This is a genomic window from Deltaproteobacteria bacterium RIFCSPHIGHO2_02_FULL_44_16, assembly GCA_001798185.1.
GTDB lineage: Bacteria > UBA10199 > UBA10199 > 2-02-FULL-44-16 > 2-02-FULL-44-16 > 2-02-FULL-44-16.
Genome location: MGRM01000005.1, coordinates 121,495 through 139,917, shown reverse-complemented (window position 1 = coordinate 139,917; position 18,423 = coordinate 121,495). Strand labels below are relative to the sequence as shown.

The window sequence follows — 18,423 nt, the reverse complement described above, 5'->3', positions numbered from 1 at the left end:
CACCTCGTATATCACAACACCTCAAACCCGACATCTTGTTTTGCGCGGGCTATAACTCCTCGGAAATCTCGCCAAGTGTTCCTCGGCGCTTTTGAAAACGGGGGCCTTGTCGATCAAACCATGGGAATGGATTCGCATACCGAAACTTATCAAACCATCCTTCCTCAGTAAGACCGTCGAATGGAAACCACTCACCTGGCGCACCGCTGCTCTTGCCTGTGGACCTATAGAATCCCCTCGCCTCCAGCCCATCCCAAACGACAACAATGGCTCGTTCACCTTCGGCACTTACATGTTTTACAATATTTGAAATAACCATGCCTGGTTTTATATTAATCCCGGCGTAGAGAGTTTGTGCAGTATCTGAAATTGCACTAAAGCCACGCCCAGCAGCTCGACCTGCTATCTCTCCGGCACCGCCAAGAAGATCCTCCGGTTCATTGGCGCCTTGCAAGGTGTTAGAGACAAAACTGTTAATCCTCGGAGCATTGACGACAAAGAAGTTTGTCGCTCCAGTTCCCGCTCCGCCCACCACTGCTGCGACCGTTGGACCGACTGCAGCTCCACCAAATCCTCCAACAGCGGCGCTCGCAACTATTGCAACCGGTTTTTGCGCGTCGAGCGCTCGTTGCTGCGCTTGTTGATATCCAACCGTTGATCCAGAATGTTGCGTGTGAAATCTGCCTGGGTGGTAGGAACATCCCAGCTGGGACTCTTCGCATACATATCCTCACTGCTGATGTACCGAATCCCTTTTCCCGCATCGACGCGCATGATCGAGCCCATCGGAAGACCTGTGAGTTGTATCCCCATTCCCACAAGCCCGTTCCCACCGTGCGAGTTGTACGTCAGTGAAAGATGTCCTCCTGGTCCTGACAAGGGATAATTATAAATCAATGAACCACTCGGACTTACCGTCATCGCTCCTGCACCAGACATCGCCACCACCGGCTCTGATCCTCGCACCATTCCATCCTGCACCACGCTCTCTCGCGTTGCTGCCTCCGGCTGCGTCGCCTCACGCGCTGCCACATTCTCGCCAGCTGGTGCCGCACCCGGAGTCGTGTTTGTGCTGCCAGCCGTGCTTCCGCCTCCCTGCGCAAACACCTCAAATGGAAACGCGAGAAGAAACGAAAGAATGAGAGCCATAAGACGCAACATAGAATCCTTTTTTAAAGTTACGAACCGCTTTTAAGAGCAAATGATGTGCCAGTATAAAAAGTTTAACCAGTTGATATTGAAGAGGATTAAAAAAGAAAAGATTCTCATGGAGAGAATATCCTTTTAAGAAGAAGTAGCCCAGCGCGAAACAGGTTTCACCGGAACACTTTTCTGAAGTTGAAAATCGGGATCAAAGCAGGCACGGCAACGGGCTTCGTAAGCTTCTCCTGAGCCAACGACAACTGTGGCTGCGTCAGAGGTGAGACGCTGTGTTTTCGTGGCAACTCCGCCGCAAGCCATGCACACCGCATTGAACTTTGCGATCGATTCTGCAACTGCCATGAGCTTTGGCATCGGACCAAACGGCACACCGCGATAATCGAGATCAAGACCCGCAACAATGACGCGAAGTCCGCGATCTGCAAGTTTGCCGCAGACATCGACAATCTCGTCATCAAAAAATTGGGCTTCATCCACACCGACGACACGAGTGGAGTCAGCAATCTGAGTTAAAAGCTCCTGTGGTTTTGAAATCGGCTCACAAACAAAACGTTGTTCACTGTGAGAGATGATATGCGTATCATCGTAGCGGTTGTCTAAAGCAGGCTTAAAAATTTGCACACGCTGCTTGGCAATCTGCACAAGCTTCAAACGTCGAATGAGTTCTTCTGTTTTCCCCGAAAACATCGGACCACAAACCACTTCAATCCAACCTGAATGACGCCCTTGTTGTGTGAACACAAATTCCCCCTTTTTTATCCTGAACACCCCATTGAAGGGGACCAATGTTTTTTCTTCTTTCGTGCGTTGTCCATGTGATGCAAGATCACAAACGCTTCAAGTCCCGCTTCAAGACATTCTTTCTCGGCTCGTAAAATATCTTCTTTTTGCATAAAAATATTGAAGTGTCTATTGGCAACGGTCGTACAAATAGCTCCGGTTCTGATCCCAGCGAGTGTCCCCAGAGAGAAAAGACAGGATGCCTCCATCTCAAAATTGAGAACATTCATCGCATCAAGCGTTGCGGGAAGATTGGGAACACGTGAAGGAAGATTGGGAATCTTTCTCCCTTGCGCTCCATAAAAACCAGAAGCAGTTGCGGTAACACCCACATGATAAGAAACTTTTTTTCTCTCAGCAGCTTCGATCAATGCCAGAATACATTCGTGATGTGCAAGAGCAGGATATCCCTCACTCACAAAAAAGGTCGACGTGTTTTCAAGTCGAACTGCCCCTGTTGAAATCACCTGATCGCCCAGTTGAAGTTTTCTACTTAACCCACCGCTTGTTCCCACACGAATCATTGTCGGTGATTTTACAATTTGTGTGAGTTCGACAAACGCCATTTCGGTATTATCAGGCCCCATGCCAGTCGCCATGACGGTTAGAGGGATACCCTGATATTCGCCGGTGATCGTGACATATTCCCGATTCGTGATTTCCGGACGAGCTTTTTTGAAGTAGGTCGCAATACGTCGCGCCCGTTTTGGATCGCCACATAATAAAATAAAAGGTGCGACCTCTCCCGGCGCAAGGCCAATATGATATTGTCGTCCTTCTTGTGTCGCTGGAAGATTGGCTGATTTCATATTTTCAAAAAAATCCAAACTGGTTCACATTTTCTCTCGGGGCACGGCTGCTCGGTTACGCTCCTCGCAGCCTCTGTTTCAGTCGGCACATTCTCTCATATGGCATCGACGCGCCTCCCTCAAAGGTCCCCTGCGAGAAAATCTTCACCAGTTTGGTCTGTGGTCAATGATCTATAATCTATGGTTTTTGGAAGCTCAATCACTTTTTACCCGCTTCCGAAAATTTGCTTCAGCGTGGCACGACTCCACGAAACGTCATCCGATGAATCGGTGTGGGACCATGCATTTTGATTTCTTCGAGATGTCTCTCAGTTCCATATCCTTTATGACGCGAGAAACGAAATAACGGATATTCTTTTTCATACTCACACATCCACCGATCACGCGTAACTTTGGCAAGAATCGAAGCCGCTGCAATCGAAGGAGAAAGACTATCGCCAAAAGGAATCGTTTGTTGAGGAAGCGCAGTTTGAATCGGATATTGACCGTCAATTAAAAGTGCTTTTGGTTGCAACGAAAGAGCTTTGACTGAAAGCTGCATGGCTTTTAGAGAAGCTTGCAAAATATTAATGCGATCAATCTCAAGAGAGTCGACAGAACCGATTGCCCACGCAAGAGCTTTTTTTGTGATGAGATCAAAAAGCTCTTCTCGTTTTTCGGGAGTTAACAATTTTGAATCATTTAAACCGGGAAATGTTTCATCTGGAGGGAGGATACAACTTGCAGCAACAACAGGACCTGCAAGAGATCCACGACCTACTTCATCAATACCTGCAATGAATTCTTTTCCTTCTTCAAGCAATGCTCGTTCAAAAGAAGTATTACGAGGCGATTGAAGCGTCTTTCTTGTCTGAAGGGGACTTCGTCTCACCATCTGCTGCTCCGGAAGTATCATATTCTTTTGCGACTTCATCCCAACGTTCTGTTTTGATACGAGCAGCTTTTCCCATGCGAGTACGAAGATAGGTCAATCGAGCACGTCGCACTTTTCCTCGCGACATCACTTCAATCCGATCAATCCAAGGAGAAGAAAGTGGGAAGATACGTTCGACACCAACACCAAAAGAAGTTTTGCGAACCGTAAACGAGGCATCAACACCACCGCCACGTTTTTGAAGTACAATCCCTTCAAAAATTTGAATACGCTCTTTATCGCCTTCGCGAATTTTAGTGTGAACGCGAATGGTATCTCCAGGACGAAAAGAAGGGAGCCCTGTTCGCACATACCGATCACCGATTTTTTTGACAAGATTCATAACCACTTCCTTACATTGAATGAGTGTCGGGCTTCTATCCCTTCTCCCTGGGCTTGTCAATCCTTCTAGGCTGGGCAAACAAATCAGGGCGGCGAGTGGCTGTCCGAAGCTCTGATTGCTCTTTTCTCCAAAGTTCAATTTTTTTGTGATCCCCACTTAAAAGGACTTCTGGAACCTTTTTCCCCCGAAACTCCACAGGACGGGTGTAATGAGGAGATTCGAGTAACCCCTTCTGAAACGATTCGTGCTCCAGAGATTCAGGATTCCCCAAAACCTGGGGGAGAAGGCGAGTAATGGCATCCATCATGAGCATCGCCGGAAGTTCGCCGCCAGAGACCACAAAATCACCCACAGAAAATTCGCGATCAATCACAAGATATTTGACACGTTCATCGATCCCTTCATATCGACCACACACAAATAAAAGCTGATCATAGGGAGCAAGCTCTTCTGCTTTTTCTTGAGTAAATGTTTCACCTTGAGGAGAAAGAAGAATGCAAAGCGATTTCTTCTGACGTGGGATCGACTCAATGGCAAGTGTCAGCGGCTCCACTCGCATCACCATACCAGCACCGCCACCATAAGGTGCATCATCAACACTTCGATGCTTATCGGTCGTAAAATCGCGCGGGTTATGAAAGTGAAGTTCAATAAAACCATCAGCAACAGCGCGACCCAAAATCGATTCACTCATGGGCGATGAAAACATTTCAGGAAAAAGAGTAATGAGATCAAAGCGCATGGTTAGAGAAGTCCTTCAAGCTCTCGAATGATGATTTTTTTCTCATCAAGATTGATCGCAACAATCACCTGATGAATGGCGGGGATGAGAACTTCCTCGCCCTTCTTTCCCCCTTCAGGCATAACTTCATAAATGTCATTGGCTCCTGTGGAAAAAACATGAGTGACAGATCCAATTTCTTTCCCCTGTTCGGTCACCACACGAAGGCCCAAAAGTTGATACGTATAATATTCTCCAGAAGAGAGCGAGGGCAACATCTCCTCAGAGACATACAGTTTTTTTCCACGAAGCTGCTCTGCTTGGGTTCGGTCAGAAATAGGTTGAAATTTTACAATGTGAACCTGTTGTTGTGGATGAGAGGAGATAAGTTCATAAGGATGAAATGCATCTCCCTCTTTGAGGTACACCATCTCCCCTTTTTTGACGGGAGTTTCGTGATTATTCCACACCACACGTAATTCCCCTTTCACTCCATGGGCCGTCGCAATCACACCGCATTCAATCCAGTTTTGTTTTTTTGATTTCATCTCAGTAAATTAAGATGTCATTTCTGCGAAAGCAGGAATCCAGGCTTTAACAACCTTTCTGGATCCCCGCCTTCGCGGGGATGACATTCTCTCTTCTTTTCTTCATGAAAATTTATTTGCCATTGAATAAAAAAATAAACCCCATCTTTACATTCTTCGAAATGGGGTTTCATAACAGAAAAAAGCGAAGCTTTATTCTAAGATTTCGAGGACAGCACGTTTGCGAATTTTCGTCGAAGCAGCTCCAAGAACGGTCCGAAGTGCACGAGCCATTCGCCCCTCTTTTCCAATCACTTTTCCTAAATCTTCTTTTGCGACTCGAAGTTCAATCACCGTTGTTTGCTCTCCTTCGACTTCAGTAACTTCAACTGCTTCAGGTTTATCCACTAACGCTTTTGCCATCGTTTCTACGAGCGCACTCATCGCATTTGCCATAGTCACCTCCCACTCTCATAAGAAAAAATCACACTATATGATGTCGACGCAAAAGCTGCGAAACCGTTTCTGTCGGTGCAGCACCGCATTGCAACCAATGAAGAACACGTTCCTTCTTTGCATTCAAGGTTTTTTCGCGTGGATGATAGGTTCCTAGAACCTCAATATAACGGCCGTCTCTTGGTTTTTCGCGATCAGCGACAACAATGCGATAAAACGGCGCATTTCGGCGTCCCATCCTGGTTAATCGTATTCGTGCTGGCATTGCTCCTCCTTTAATGAAGCGTGGACCCTTAGCAAGAACCCCCCTCGTTCGTCAAGTCCTGGCTTCTGCTGAAAATCCAATCCCTTTGGTAATCACTCCAGCCACATTGTCCGCTAACTTCTCGATAAGTTCGAGCTTTTCTCCTTCGATCATAATGCGGGCAATATTTTCGGTTCCCGAGTAACGAACCAGATGTCTTCCATAAGATCCCAAGTTTCGCTCCACATTCGCAAGCTCTGCTTGAAGTCCTGGAATTTCTGGTAAAGGAAGTTTGTTCCGAACATAAATATTTCTCATCACTTGAGGAAAAGGAGTAAAAAGATTTGCGACTTCGGATAAAGGACGTTCGCGCTGACACATTACCGAAAGCACTCGTAAGGCTGCAAGAATTCCATCACCACAGGTCATATGATGAAGAAAAATAATATGCCCGCAGGTTTCGCCGCCTAAATTGTAATGATCGCGACGCATCACTTCCATGACATAACGATCACCCACATCGGTGCGAATAAGATTGATTCCCAATTTTTTCAGCGCTACTTCAAGGCCCATATTACTCATGTGCGTTCCGACCACCGTATTTTTTGCGAGATTTCCTTTTTTCATTAAGTGCGCGGCGCAAATAGCAAGAATCGCATCGCCGTTGACGATCTCTCCCTGCTCATCGCAGAGAAACACACGATCTGCGTCACCATCGAGCGCAATCCCCACATGCGCTTTATGTTCTCGCACGAGTCGCGCCATGCGCGCTGGATAAAGGGCCCCGCATTCTTTATTAATATTTTGCCCGTTCGGAGAAACGCAGGTGGAAATAACTTCAGCGCCGAGTTCTCGAAAGACAGCAGGAGCCACGCGATAGCCAGCGCCGTTGGCGCAATCGAGCACAATACGAAATCCTTCGAGGGTGAGACCTGCAGGAAATGTTCCTTTCAAATATTGAATGTATCGACCAGCAGCATCGTCAATGCGATAGGCTTTCCCCATCTGATGCGGAGACGCGCGCATCTTCTCTAACTCTCCACTAAAAATAAGTTCTTCAATACGAAGTTCGACACTGTCAGGAAGTTTAAATCCTTCATGATCAAAAAGTTTGATGCCATTGTATTCAATTGGATTATGAGAAGCAGAGACCATGGCTCCACCTTTTGCACGCATGCTGTTCGCAATAAAAGCGATGCCCGGTGTCGGGAGAGGTCCCACCAGCATGACATTCATGCCCATCGAACAAATACCGGCAACAAGTGCAGATTCAATGACATATCCTGAAAGTCGCGTATCTTTTCCAACCACAATTTGATCAAGACCTTGAAAGTCACGAACAACAGCGGCAATCGCCTGACCAACTTTTAATGTGGTAATCGGATCCATCGGAACGGTATTCGCAATGCCGCGAACCCCATCTGTTCCAAACAGTCGTCGTTCTTTCATTCACTCCCCCTTTTTTACTTCCTGCGCCACATGATCCAGCACTCCATTAATAAAAGAGCTGCTCTGCTCTGTTCCAAAGCGTCTCGCAATTTCGATCGCTTCATTGATCGTCACCTTCATCGGAATGTCAGGACAATGCAAAAGTTCGTACGTTGCAATACGGAGAATATTTTTATCGACAGCTGCCATGCGTTGCAACTTCCAGTTTTCAGAATGACGCGCAATGATCGCATCGAGCTCTTCACGACAACGATCGACACCATTAATAAGTTCGAGCGCAAATACTTTTGTCTCTTCATCAATCCCGGCTTCGTTCCAATAATTTTCAGAAACGAAACGGTGTTCGGCTGAAGAAAAATCTCGTTGATACAAAATCTGTAACGCACATTCACGGCTTTTTCGTCGATTCCCCATATCTCTTCCTCATTCACATTGGCGTAACAGATTGACCATTTCTATCGCACCCAAAGCAGCTTCGTATCCTTTATTCCCCATTTTTCCACTCGATCTTGATTGCGCTTGTTCCATTGTCTCAACAGTGATCACTCCCATCGTCATCGGAATATTTGTCTCAAGCATCGCCTGCATCATCCCTCGTGAAGTTTCATTGGCAACGATTTCAAAGTGATAGGTTTCTCCTCGCACGACAGCGCCGAGACAGAGAATAGCATCATAAGCGCGAGTACTCGCAAGTTTTTTTGCAGTGATGGGGATTTCAAGCGCTCCTGGAACGTGAGCAACCGTGATCTGTTCTTGACGACATCCATGTTCTTCAAGCGCCGAAAGAGCTCCTTGCAAAAGAGCGTCGGTAATCGAAGCATTGAAACGACTGACAACAATCGCGATGCGCATATCGCGCGCTGTGTGATCTCCCTGAAGCACTCGCATGCCTACACCTCATCCAGCAAATGGCCTAAGCGATCGCGTTTGGTTTGTAGATAAAATTTATTTTCATCGGTGGCTTTGATTTCAAGCGGAACCCGCTCCACGACTTCGACCCCATACCCACTGAGTCCTACAATTTTCTGAGGATTATTGGTCATCAATCGAATTTTAGAAACTCCCAGATCCACTAATATCTGAGCGGCGATCCCATAATTACGAAGATCAGGTCCGAATCCGAGCTGTTCGTTTGCTTCCACGGTGTCGAAACCTTGATCTTGGATCTCATACGCACGTAATTTCTGTTGAAGACCGATCCCACGTCCTTCTTGACGAATATAGAGAAGCGCTCCTCTTCCCGCTTCTGAAATCAAACGAAGAGCGAGATCGCGCTGCGCACCACAATCACAACGACAAGAATGAAACACATCTCCGGTAAGACATTCTGAATGAACACGAATAAGCACAGGCTCATCACCAGAAAGGTCTCCTTTGATAAGGGCAAGATGTGTTTGTGGATCAAGTTCTGTTTGATACGAAATAATCTGAAAATCTTTATCAATGCTCAGGGGAAGTTTCGCTTTTGCGTCGCGATGCACCAAACGTTCTCGACACATGCGATAACGAATGATATCAGCGACTGACACAATGGGAATATCATGTTGATCACGAAATTTTTCAAGATCCTTCATGCGCGCCATGCTTCCATCATCGTTCATCACTTCACAGATAACAGCAGCGGGAGTCAGTCCTGCTAAGCGAACAAGATCAACGGATCCTTCAGTCTGACCTGTTCGAACGAGCACTCCCCCTTTGCGCGCAACAAGAGGAAAGATATGCCCTGGTCGTGAAAAATCTTCAGGCTGCGCCTTTTCATGGACCGCCCGTAAAAGAGTAGTGGCACGATCAAATGCTGAGATACCCGTTGTGGTCCCTTCTTTTGCGTCGATTGAAATCGTAAAGCCTGTCTGAAAACGAGAAGTATTTGAAAGGACCATGAAAGGGAGATCAAGTTTCTCCGCTCGCTCTTCAGTCAGTGCAAGACAAATAAGACCGCGCCCGTATTTTGCCATAAAATTAACGGCACCAGGGGAAACATGCTCTGCTGCCATGACGAGATCACCTTCATTCTCGCGATCTTCGTCATCAACCAGAAGAAGCATGCGTCCTTGACGCAAAACTTCTAAACCCTCTTCGACGGAAATCATTGTTGCTTTAGAATCCATGTTTTTTTAAAAACTCCTTTGTGATCTCAGAACTTTTTCGATACTGTTCGCTATCGAGGAATGTCAATTTCTCTACATATTTTCCAATAATATCAACCTCAAGATTGACCATATCCCCAACATCAAGTCCTGAGAATGTCGTTTTCAGTTTCGTATGCGGTATCACCATGACCGAAAAGTGATCCTGATCACAATGATTGATCGTAAGACTCACTCCATCGACCGTAATAGATCCCTTGTCGACCATATATCGCGAAAGGTTTCCAGGAATTTCAATCAAAAGTTGAACTCCTCCATTAAACTCATTGATTTTTAATATCTTTCCGACACCGTCGATATGCCCTTGAACAATATGTCCGTGAAGCCGTTGGCCAAGTTGCAATGCTCGCTCCAAATTCACAGGATCTTCCACCTGAAGAGTTCCGAGCGTCGTGCGAGAAAGCGTCTCCGGTGAAAGATCGGCCCAAAAACTTTTTCCGAGACGCGACGTTACGGTAAGACAACATCCATTGACCGCAATCGAATCGCCTACATTTGAACGCTCAAGATTAAAATCGACTTCGACTTCAATCTCAACTCCGTCTCCTTTTTTTCGAAACGAACGAATGCGTCCCACTCCTTCAATGATTCCGGTAAACATTTTTTTCTTCCTTATGAACCATTATTGTCATTCCCGCATGCAGTAAGCGGGAACCTCATGAGATCCCCGCCTACGCGAGGATGACATACTTAGAGTTCATTCTTTGGAGTACACAACCTCTCCTTCAATCACGATGTCATCGCCATATACACGATGCTGAACATTCTTCAACTGCGGTGCCATCGCAAGTTGAGGAATCGACAGGTGTGGAAAAAGAGAACGCGCAGCCCCTCCCAAAAATTTTGGCGCATAGCAGAGAACAAAACGATTGATCATCTTTGCTTTTATCAAACTCGAAAATATTTCTCCTCCTCCTTCGACAAAAAGCGAGGTCACTCCTCGCCCTCCGAGCTGAAATAAAAGATCTACAAGCACGACTCTCCCTTTTGATTCGCGACATATCAAAATCTCAAATCCTTTTTTTTGTCCCCACGCAATGCGCGATCGAGGCGCATACTTTGTCGTCGCAATGATCAACTGGTGTGGCGCTCTGGAAAAAAGATGCGCGTGTGAGGAAAATTCCATGCGACTCTCTACCACCACTACCGGTTTTGTTTTTTCGTGTGAATTTTTTCTGATGGTAAGACGAGGATTATCTTTCATCACCGTCCGAGCTCCAACAAGCATCACATCATGTTCATCCCGAAGCTGATGCACATATCGTCGACAGGCTGCGCCTGTTATCCATTGAGATTCGCCCCGAGCCGTTGCAATGTTTCCATCCAGAGTAAGAGCTGCTTTGCAGGTGACAAACGGTCGGCCTGTTTGAAGCCAATGTGCAAAAGGACGAATGAGCTCAGAACAGGCTTGCGACAAAATCCCCACTTCTACCTGAATGCCAGAAGCACGAAGTTTTCGGATTCCTTTTCCCAAAACATGTGGATTTGGATCGCGCGTCCCAATCACAACGTGTTTTATTCCTGAAGCAATGATCACTTCCGTACACGGAGGTGTTCTTCCATAATGATTGCAAGGTTCCAATGTTACAAAAAGGGCTGCACCCTTCCCTATTTTCCCTTTGGTTTCCTTGACAGCCATCCGTAATGCATGCACCTCAGCATGAGGCGTTCCTGCTTTTCGATGATATCCTTCACCGATAATTCGTCCTGCTTTGACGATAACTGCACCCACCGGAGGATTGGGTGACGTAGAGCCGAGACCTCGACGTGCAAGTTCAAGAGCACGGTGCATGTATTTTTCATTTTGGTTCATTTTTGTCGCTGAAGAAGATCGCTGAGTTCTTGCATGAATTCATTAATGTCTTTAAAAGAGCGGTAAACAGAAGCGAAACGGACATAGGCTATTTCATCCAACTGATGAAGCTCATGCATAATCCGCTCTCCAAGTGCGGAACTTTTTATTTCTGTTTCTCCCAAATCAAGTACAGAACGTTCCACACGATCCACCAGTTCATCGATTGTTTTTGTACTGACCGGTCTTTTTTCACATGCCTTGCGAATGCCGTTGATAATTTTTAATCGATCGAAGGATTCGCGACGTCCATCTTTTTTGACCACAATCGGAAGCGTCTCTTCAACACGTTCGTAGGTGGTGAAACGTCGTTGGCACTTGCTGCACTCGCGACGACGTCGGATAAGCTCGCCATCCTTGGAAACGCGGGAGTCGATAACGCTACTATCTGGAATGTGGCAATAAGGACAGTTCATCGATAAATAGGAAACGCTTCACACAGTTGACGTACATTATTTTTGATCTCTGCAAGTTTTTTTTCATCATGACGAGACTCAATCGCATCTGCGATCCAGATGGCGATCCGTTTCATCTCACCTTTCCCCATACCGCGTGTGGTAATCGCCGGCGCCCCGAGACGAATACCACTGGTGACAAAAGGAGAACGGGTTTCATGCGGAACCGTATTTTTATTCACGGTGATCGCTGCGTGTCCCAGTGCATCTTCTGCTTCTTTTCCACTGATTCCACGCTCGGTGAGATCAATAAGAAAAAGATGAGTATCTGTTCCTCCGGAAACAATGCGGTATCCACGATCCATTAAGGTCGTTGCCATTGCCTGCGTGTTTTCAATCACTGCTTTTGCATAATCCCGAAACGAAGGCTGTAAGGCTTCCGTGAAGGCGACAGCCTTTGCAGCAATGATATGCATCAGCGGTCCCCCTTGAATTCCAGGAAAAATCATTTTGTTGATCGCTTTTGCAAATTCTTCTTGAAATAAAATCATCCCAGCTCGTGGCCCGCGCAATGTTTTGTGAGTTGTAGTGGTGACAACATGACAGTGTGGAAGAGGATCATTCAAAAGATCGGCAGCAATCAATCCTGCGGGATGTGAAATGTCCGCAACGAGATACGCATTCACTTCATCGGCAATGCTTCGAAACGTTTGATAATCAATATCGCGCGAATATGCTGAACCTCCGGCAATAATCATTCGGGGCCGATGTTCACGCGCGAGTGTACGAACTTGATCGTAATCGATTCGTTCTGTTTGCTTCTCAAGTCCGTAAGGAATGACCTTAAAAAATTTTCCAGAAAAATTAACGGGAGAACCGTGAGTTAAATGCCCCCCTTCAGAAAGATTGAGTCCCATAATGGTATCGCCGGGATTGAGAAGCGCAAAGTAGACCGCCATATTTGCCTGGCTTCCGGAATGTGGTTGAACATTGACTCCAAACGCGCCAAACAACTGCTTCGCCCGTTCGATTGCAAGCTCTTCTGCTTCATCGACCACTTCACAGCCACCGTAGTAACGTTTGTGCGGATACCCTTCAGCATATTTGTTGGTGAGCACTGATCCCATGGCTGAGAGAACAGCTTTTGAAACATAATTTTCAGAAGGTATCAGCTCAAGACCATATTCTTGACGATCGATCTCTTTTTGAATGATCTTGGAAATTGCAGAATCTGTTTTTGTCAGCTCAGAAGCAATCATTTTTCTTCTCCAGCTTTTGAAGGCGAGGAATATGTCTTCCTCCTTCAAAAGGAGTGTTCAAAAAAATCTCGAGGAGTTTTGTTCCTTCTTCTGGATCAGTTAATCGACCGCCGAGACATGCCACATTTGCATCATTATGCGCACGACTAAGACGAGCATCTTCTTCGTTTCGGAGAACAGCAGCGCGCACACCAGGAGTTCTATTTGCTGCCATACACATCCCAATCCCAGAACCACACACCAGAACGCCTCGATCAGCCTCACCCTTTGCTAATTTTTCAGCGGCCTGGTGCGCAAAGCCAGGATAATCGCTTCGCTCTTCGGAGAAAGCGCCAACATCGTGAACGACATATCCTTTTTGTTGAAGCCACGCCTTGATTTTCTCTTTGAGGGAGAAACCAGCATGATCTGAGGCGAGGATAATTCGCATGGGTTTTTAGTTTGGTTGGCGTTCAATGTAACGAATAATATCTGCTACCGTCGATAACTCATCGGTGACTTCAGGCGGAATGTCAATTTCGAATTCTTCTTCAAGAGCCATATAGAGCTCAACGAGATCGAGGGAATCGGCGCCAAGATCGTGATGAAAAGAAGATTGAGGAGAAATATCTTCGTCAGCAATTCCGAGTTGATCAGCAATAATCTCGCGAACACGCTTCTCGATATGGGAATCAGCCATGGGATGAGGTCGACTTGAAGGTGACAATTTCGCGACCTTTATAAAAACCACAGTGGATACAAACACGGTGGGGCTGCTTCGGCCGGCGACATTGAGGGCACAGCGATTTTGCAGGAGCCGTAATTTTTGTATTTTGAGATCGTCGTGTATCTCGTCGTGCTTTCGATTTTCGACGCTTTGGAACTGCCACAAAACCTCCGAACTTTCTAGAAGGTGGCTTCCTACCTAAGAAACGCCTCCTCTGTCAACGATTATCCTTGAAAACAGCCATTTGGCTTTTGACGTCTTCTTCACTGTAGTTCCAAATTCAGAGGGAAAATACCAATAACGAACTGTCAGTTATTGGTAATTCTATATCTTCAGTTTTTTCAACGCATCCCATTTGGGATCGATTCTTTTTTCAGCACATTGACAGGAGCCTTCGTTGAGATTTTTGCCGCAATATTGGCAGAGGCCCTTACAGTCTTCTTGACAGAGGCGCATCATGGGAAGGGAGAGAACAATATGTTCTCGAATGATGTCATCCAGATCGATTCGATCCCCTTCATAGAAAGAAAACTCGAGATCCTCGAGCACAAGTTCTCGCTCTTCTTCGTACGCTTTCCTTGCTCGTTCTTTTTGACTCTCGTAAAGAGGAGCAAGATGGGTATGAACTCTTACCGTATCCTTGACGAGCAATTCTTTCAGACAACGATCGCAGGGGACATGTGAAGTGTAGACAAGCAATCCTGAAAGATCGATATTGAGATTCACTTTATGACCGGTGATTTCAAGTTTGGCAGTGTCATCTTTTGTAAATTGATCCGCGACGGTTTCCATCAAAAGAGCATGAAGCCAAGCATTTCCTGGCACTGCCGCTTCAATGTGCAAACCATCTTCTTTGATATCATCAATGAAAATTTCCATGATTCCGTTTTTATCTCTCTGGAACAATCTGTCAACAATTGGAAATCAAGAACTCATCTCAAAATTGATCATCAATTGCGGGTGACGCCGGAGGCTATTTCGGAGGCATCCGCATGTAAAGCGGAGCCTACGGAATGCCGCAGGCGGCAGGACCCGCAAACAATAAAATATTTTGAAGATGGGTTCTTGATTTCTCTATACTGTCTGAAGTATGGGCGAGAGATTATGACTCAGGTCAAAGTTCGATTTGCACCCTCTCCCACAGGATCCCTCCACATCGGAGGAGCGCGCACTGCGCTCTACAACTGGCTTTTTGCGCGACATCACGGCGGCTCTTTTTTGCTCCGCATTGAAGACACAGATTGGGAACGATCGACCAAAGAATTCGAACAATCGATTCTCGATGGCATGCGTTGGCTCGGCCTCACCTGGGACGGCGATCCCATCTATCAATCTGCTCGTACCGATCTCTATAAAGACCACATCGCTCGCTTGGTTGCTGAAGGAAAAGCATATTACTGCACGTGTACGAAAGAAGAACTCGAAGCAAAACGTCAGAAAGCTTTGGCGTCCGGACAAAAACCGAAATACGACGGCACATGCCGAAACAAAAACGCTGAGCGCTCAGCGAATACTGTTGTCCGTTTTCGTGCTCCTGAAAAAGGGGTCACTTCATTCAATGATCTTTGCCGCGGCGAAATCACGTTTGAAAATAGCGAGCTCGATGATCTCGTGATTGCCCGCGCTGATGGAAGTCCTACCTATAATCTCACGGTCGTTGTCGATGATGCTCTCATGGGCATCACACATATCATTCGCGGTGATGATCATATTGCGAATACTCCGCGCCAGATGCTTCTCTATCAAGCCCTAGGGTTTCCGGTACCGGCGCTTGCGCATCTGCCGATGATTTACGGAGCTGATAAGAAAAAACTTTCAAAGCGGCATGGCGCAGTTTCTGTTGTCGAATATGAACAGATGGGTTTTCTCCCTGATGCCATGATCAATTATCTTGCACGCCTTGGCTGGTCACACGGCGATCAGGAAATTTTTTCGCGGGATGAACTCGTTCAACATTTTCATCTCGATCAGGTCGGTTCTTCTCCTGCGGTCTTTGATAGAGAAAAATTACGTTGGGTCAACAGTCAACACCAGCTTCGCATTTCTGATTCTGAGCTTGCCCATATGGTTCGGCCTTTTCTGGAGAAAATGGGTTTAAAAATTACGGATCATGAATATGCCGCCAAAGCGATTCGAACCGAAAAAGAGCGCGGACGCACGCTCGAAGAATTAGCACAAATGTCTGCGTTTTATTTTCGCGATGAAGTCATTTTTGATGAAAAAGCGGTAAGCACATGGCTTAACACTGAAGGAAAAGCTCTTCTTCATAAAATAAAGGAAAGGCTGCAAGCTCTTGAGACATTTGATGAAGCTCATATTGCAAAACTTTTTGAATCGATCATGACGGAAACTGATCTCAAGATGGTCAAACTTGCTCAACCTTGTCGTGTGGCACTTTGCGGGACAACGATCAGTCCCGGCATCTACGAAGTCATCGCGATTTTAGGAAAAGAAAAAACTCTTCAACGTCTGGAACGAGCACTCAGTCAATAAATCTTTATCTTCGTCACGTGAAGGCCTTTGGAGGTCCAAGCAACATCAAAGCCGACTTTCATGCCGACTTTTAAATATTTCCAATCCTTTTTCTGACCCACAAGATCTGCTTCGACTTTACAAAAATAAAGATCTTCACCACGATGCGTCCGCACAAAACCAAAACCTTGACGTGGGAAATAACCGACCACTTCCCCTTTTGAAAAATGATCCTGCTCATCGATATTTTGATGAGAAGATGTCTTTGCAAGACTGCTTCCCGGAAGAGGAAGCCAATGTGGAGGTCGGTTCGTGCGTTCATGAAGATGATTATGGTGCATTGGGAGGTCTCATTTTTGTATATTTATTTCCGCTTTTTACATTTTTTCGCATTTCTCGTTTCATTTTTTTCTCTTCATCGCGCAAAGGATCTGAAAGCGGTTCAAGATACATAGCATCACGTCGCTTTTCAATGGAGCGAACACGCATCTGAACAGGGAGCGTTCCATCATTGGTGACAATCGTCGGTTTCACGAGGACCATAAGTTCTGTATTTTCTTTTCTTCGACTCTTCGAGCGAAAAAGATTTCCAATGAGCGGAATACGAGCAAATCCCGGAACTTCATTTTTTTGATCGCTCTCGGAAAATCGCGTCAAACCTCCAATAACTGTCGTTTCTCCATCTTTTACCAGCACCGTTGTTTTTGCCGTATTATCGATAATCGACGGCAGTCCTTGTACCGCGCGTGTAAAGTCAGGTTGGGATGTCACCGCCTCGATCGTCAGCTTTACATAATCATTTCGAGAAATTTGCGGAGTGACATTGAGTTGCACCCCTGTTTCGATCTGTTGAAGCCCAGAACCACCACCCGCAGCAGAGGTCGATGAAGCCGAACCAATATTAATGTCTCCCTGCGCATTGATGAGAAGCGTGGTGCCGCTGCGAATTTCAGCAAGCATGCCATTTGACGTTACGATCGACGGATCTGAAATGACGTACGCATCTCCACGAGCTTCCGCAGCAGAAATTTGGAGATCAATTTGTGTCCCGCCTGCCAAACGTCCAAGAATGAGTCCAACACCACCTGATGGACTTGCTGCAGGAAGATCAACATTTAAATTCCGATCACTCTGCGCTGCTCCCACGTCTTCCAAACCTCGAAGATCCACCCGACTTCCCGGTTTAGTGACTCCCCACTGAATCCCAAGCGCTCGACTAAAAGTTCGTGTCACTTCTAAAATTTTTGATTCAATAAGCACTTGCGCATCACGAACATCCACACGATCAAGAAAGCGACCGGCATTTTCAATATTGGCAGGTAAATCACGAACGACAAGAGAGTTTGTTCGATCGTCCGCAAAAACAGAACCGCGACTCGAAAGAAGCGATTGCACTTGGGAGACCATATTTTTCGACGTGGCATAATTGAGATGAAATGTTTCTGTTTGAAGATTTTCTCCTGTTTCTTTAAAAGCATCTCCCTTCGCAATACGAATCACTCCCCCTTCAACCGTGTAATCAAGAGCATTGGCTTTCACAATCGCATTGAGAGCATCTTTCACGGCAACATCACGGAAATGAACGGTGACCAATCCTTCGATCCCTTCAGGAATAATGATATTCACCTTCGCAACGCGTGATAAGAGTTGCAAGGCCTCTCGAAGCGATGCCTGACGAAAATGAATCGAAAACACTTCTTCCGCTTGAACTCCAAAGACAGAATCGGTCAAAGGGGTTTCGCTAATAGATCCCGTATCAACAGCACTGAGCTGCGTCGTACAAAGAAGGAGAGACCAGAAAACGCCGGCAGTGAAGAAAGGTTTCTTCAAAAAGTCCCCCCCATGCGCAACGTATAGATTTCATCGAGTCGCTTTAACGTCACATGACCATCTTCAATCGTTTCAACTTTATAGCCCGCAACACGATCTCCAATTTCTAAAATGTTGCCATTCACGAGCGCATACACCTGCTCATCCCCCACTACAGTTCCTGTGAGGACGAGCTCTTCTGCTGTGGCATCTTGCAGAGAGGTCACGGTTCCAGAAAAGGGATTATACATTGGTTGCTGTTGCGTCCCCTCTGTCAATTGTTGAAAAGATTCAACATCGAGGTCTGAAAGAGACTGCGCACTGACATCCATGACGAGAAAGAATATCAGCGTCCCTATGATCATGCCTCTTTTTTTCAT

Annotated in this window: 25 protein-coding genes; 1 reads left to right on the top strand and 24 read right to left on the bottom strand. The window is 46.2% G+C overall.

The window, feature by feature from the left end; genetic code table 11:
• Positions 1-49: 49 nt before the first annotated feature.
• The 21 genes from A3C46_06390 to A3C46_06290 form a co-directional block, all read right to left on the bottom strand.
• Positions 50-535: a hypothetical protein gene (locus tag A3C46_06390; protein OGQ23414.1), complete on the bottom strand. Its 486-nt coding sequence runs from the start codon at positions 533-535 to the stop codon at positions 50-52.
• Between the two features lie 59 nt (positions 536-594).
• Entirely contained in the window at positions 595-1,161 is a 567-nt protein-coding gene (locus A3C46_06385) for a hypothetical protein (GenBank protein ID OGQ23413.1), read from the bottom strand.
• Positions 1,162-1,284: 123 nt separating this feature from the next.
• Positions 1,285-1,902: a thymidine kinase gene (locus tag A3C46_06380; GenBank protein OGQ23412.1), complete on the bottom strand. Its 618-nt coding sequence runs from the start codon at positions 1,900-1,902 to the stop codon at positions 1,285-1,287.
• A 14-nt stretch (positions 1,903-1,916) separates the two neighbouring features.
• On the bottom strand, positions 1,917-2,750 hold the full coding sequence (locus tag A3C46_06375) for a hypothetical protein (protein OGQ23425.1): 834 nt from the start codon (positions 2,748-2,750) through the stop codon (positions 1,917-1,919).
• A 229-nt stretch (positions 2,751-2,979) separates the two neighbouring features.
• Complete coding sequence (locus tag A3C46_06370) at positions 2,980-3,624, bottom strand: ribonuclease HII (GenBank protein OGQ23411.1); 645 nt, start codon at positions 3,622-3,624, stop codon at positions 2,980-2,982.
• The gene (locus A3C46_06365; GenBank protein OGQ23410.1) at positions 3,572-4,006 is read right to left on the bottom strand and encodes a 50S ribosomal protein L19; all 435 of its coding nucleotides are present in this window, start codon (positions 4,004-4,006) and stop codon (positions 3,572-3,574) included. The genes A3C46_06370 and A3C46_06365 overlap by 53 nt, the downstream gene beginning before the upstream one ends.
• A 34-nt stretch (positions 4,007-4,040) precedes the next feature.
• Complete coding sequence (locus A3C46_06360) at positions 4,041-4,748, bottom strand: tRNA (guanosine(37)-N1)-methyltransferase TrmD (protein OGQ23409.1); 708 nt, start codon at positions 4,746-4,748, stop codon at positions 4,041-4,043.
• A gap of 2 nt (positions 4,749-4,750) precedes the next feature.
• Complete coding sequence (locus A3C46_06355) at positions 4,751-5,275, bottom strand: 16S rRNA processing protein RimM (GenBank protein OGQ23408.1); 525 nt, start codon at positions 5,273-5,275, stop codon at positions 4,751-4,753.
• A gap of 192 nt (positions 5,276-5,467) precedes the next feature.
• On the bottom strand, positions 5,468-5,698 hold the full coding sequence (locus A3C46_06350) for an RNA-binding protein (protein OGQ23424.1): 231 nt from the start codon (positions 5,696-5,698) through the stop codon (positions 5,468-5,470).
• A 40-nt stretch (positions 5,699-5,738) separates the two neighbouring features.
• Entirely contained in the window at positions 5,739-5,975 is a 237-nt protein-coding gene (locus tag A3C46_06345; GenBank protein ID OGQ23407.1) for a 30S ribosomal protein S16, read from the bottom strand.
• A gap of 51 nt (positions 5,976-6,026) precedes the next feature.
• Entirely contained in the window at positions 6,027-7,403 is a 1,377-nt protein-coding gene (locus tag A3C46_06340) for a phosphoglucosamine mutase (GenBank protein OGQ23406.1), read from the bottom strand.
• Positions 7,404-7,817, bottom strand: a complete 414-nt coding sequence (locus tag A3C46_06335) for a transcription antitermination factor NusB (protein ID OGQ23405.1) — start codon at positions 7,815-7,817, stop codon at positions 7,404-7,406. It abuts the gene before it with no gap.
• Positions 7,818-7,826: 9 nt separating this feature from the next.
• Positions 7,827-8,291 carry a 6,7-dimethyl-8-ribityllumazine synthase gene (locus A3C46_06330; protein OGQ23404.1) on the bottom strand — a complete coding sequence of 155 codons (465 nt, stop codon included), beginning with the start codon at positions 8,289-8,291 and terminating at the stop codon, positions 7,827-7,829.
• Between the two features lie 2 nt (positions 8,292-8,293).
• Positions 8,294-9,511 (bottom strand): bifunctional 3,4-dihydroxy-2-butanone 4-phosphate synthase/GTP cyclohydrolase II, encoded by a 1,218-nt coding sequence (locus tag A3C46_06325; protein OGQ23403.1) that lies wholly within the window; start codon positions 9,509-9,511, stop codon positions 8,294-8,296.
• On the bottom strand, positions 9,501-10,151 hold the full coding sequence (locus tag A3C46_06320; protein OGQ23402.1) for a riboflavin synthase subunit alpha: 651 nt from the start codon (positions 10,149-10,151) through the stop codon (positions 9,501-9,503). Before A3C46_06320 ends, A3C46_06325 begins: the two co-directional genes overlap by 11 nt.
• A 96-nt stretch (positions 10,152-10,247) precedes the next feature.
• A complete protein-coding gene (locus A3C46_06315) occupies positions 10,248-11,363 on the bottom strand; it encodes a riboflavin biosynthesis protein RibD (GenBank protein ID OGQ23401.1) in 1,116 nt (371 codons plus the stop codon).
• Positions 11,360-11,818, bottom strand: a complete 459-nt coding sequence (locus A3C46_06310; GenBank protein OGQ23400.1) for a transcriptional regulator NrdR — start codon at positions 11,816-11,818, stop codon at positions 11,360-11,362. Before A3C46_06310 ends, A3C46_06315 begins: the two co-directional genes overlap by 4 nt.
• On the bottom strand, positions 11,815-13,056 hold the full coding sequence (locus A3C46_06305) for a serine hydroxymethyltransferase (GenBank protein ID OGQ23399.1): 1,242 nt from the start codon (positions 13,054-13,056) through the stop codon (positions 11,815-11,817). The genes A3C46_06310 and A3C46_06305 overlap by 4 nt, the downstream gene beginning before the upstream one ends.
• Positions 13,043-13,486, bottom strand: coding sequence for a ribose 5-phosphate isomerase B (locus A3C46_06300; protein ID OGQ23398.1), 444 nt, complete (start codon positions 13,484-13,486; stop codon positions 13,043-13,045). The genes A3C46_06305 and A3C46_06300 overlap by 14 nt, the downstream gene beginning before the upstream one ends.
• Before the next feature lie 6 nt (positions 13,487-13,492).
• The gene (locus A3C46_06295) at positions 13,493-13,735 is read right to left on the bottom strand and encodes an acyl carrier protein (protein ID OGQ23423.1); all 243 of its coding nucleotides are present in this window, start codon (positions 13,733-13,735) and stop codon (positions 13,493-13,495) included.
• Between the two features lie 351 nt (positions 13,736-14,086).
• Complete coding sequence (locus A3C46_06290; GenBank protein ID OGQ23397.1) at positions 14,087-14,641, bottom strand: hypothetical protein; 555 nt, start codon at positions 14,639-14,641, stop codon at positions 14,087-14,089.
• A gap of 225 nt (positions 14,642-14,866) precedes the next feature.
• On the opposite strand from A3C46_06290, the gene A3C46_06285 reads away from it, so the two are divergent.
• The gene (locus A3C46_06285; protein ID OGQ23396.1) at positions 14,867-16,255 is read left to right on the top strand and encodes a glutamate--tRNA ligase; all 1,389 of its coding nucleotides are present in this window, start codon (positions 14,867-14,869) and stop codon (positions 16,253-16,255) included.
• Here the strand turns inward: A3C46_06285 and A3C46_06280 are convergent.
• Genes A3C46_06280 through A3C46_06270 form a run of 3 tightly spaced genes read right to left on the bottom strand, consistent with a single transcriptional unit; the run spans position 16,249 to position 18,423 of the window.
• The gene (locus tag A3C46_06280) at positions 16,249-16,575 is read right to left on the bottom strand and encodes a hypothetical protein (protein OGQ23395.1); all 327 of its coding nucleotides are present in this window, start codon (positions 16,573-16,575) and stop codon (positions 16,249-16,251) included. The genes A3C46_06285 and A3C46_06280 overlap by 7 nt on opposite strands.
• The gene (locus A3C46_06275) at positions 16,565-18,064 is read right to left on the bottom strand and encodes a hypothetical protein (protein ID OGQ23394.1); all 1,500 of its coding nucleotides are present in this window, start codon (positions 18,062-18,064) and stop codon (positions 16,565-16,567) included. Before A3C46_06275 ends, A3C46_06280 begins: the two co-directional genes overlap by 11 nt.
• Positions 18,061-18,423, bottom strand: coding sequence for a hypothetical protein (locus A3C46_06270; protein ID OGQ23393.1), 363 nt, complete (start codon positions 18,421-18,423; stop codon positions 18,061-18,063). The genes A3C46_06275 and A3C46_06270 overlap by 4 nt, the downstream gene beginning before the upstream one ends.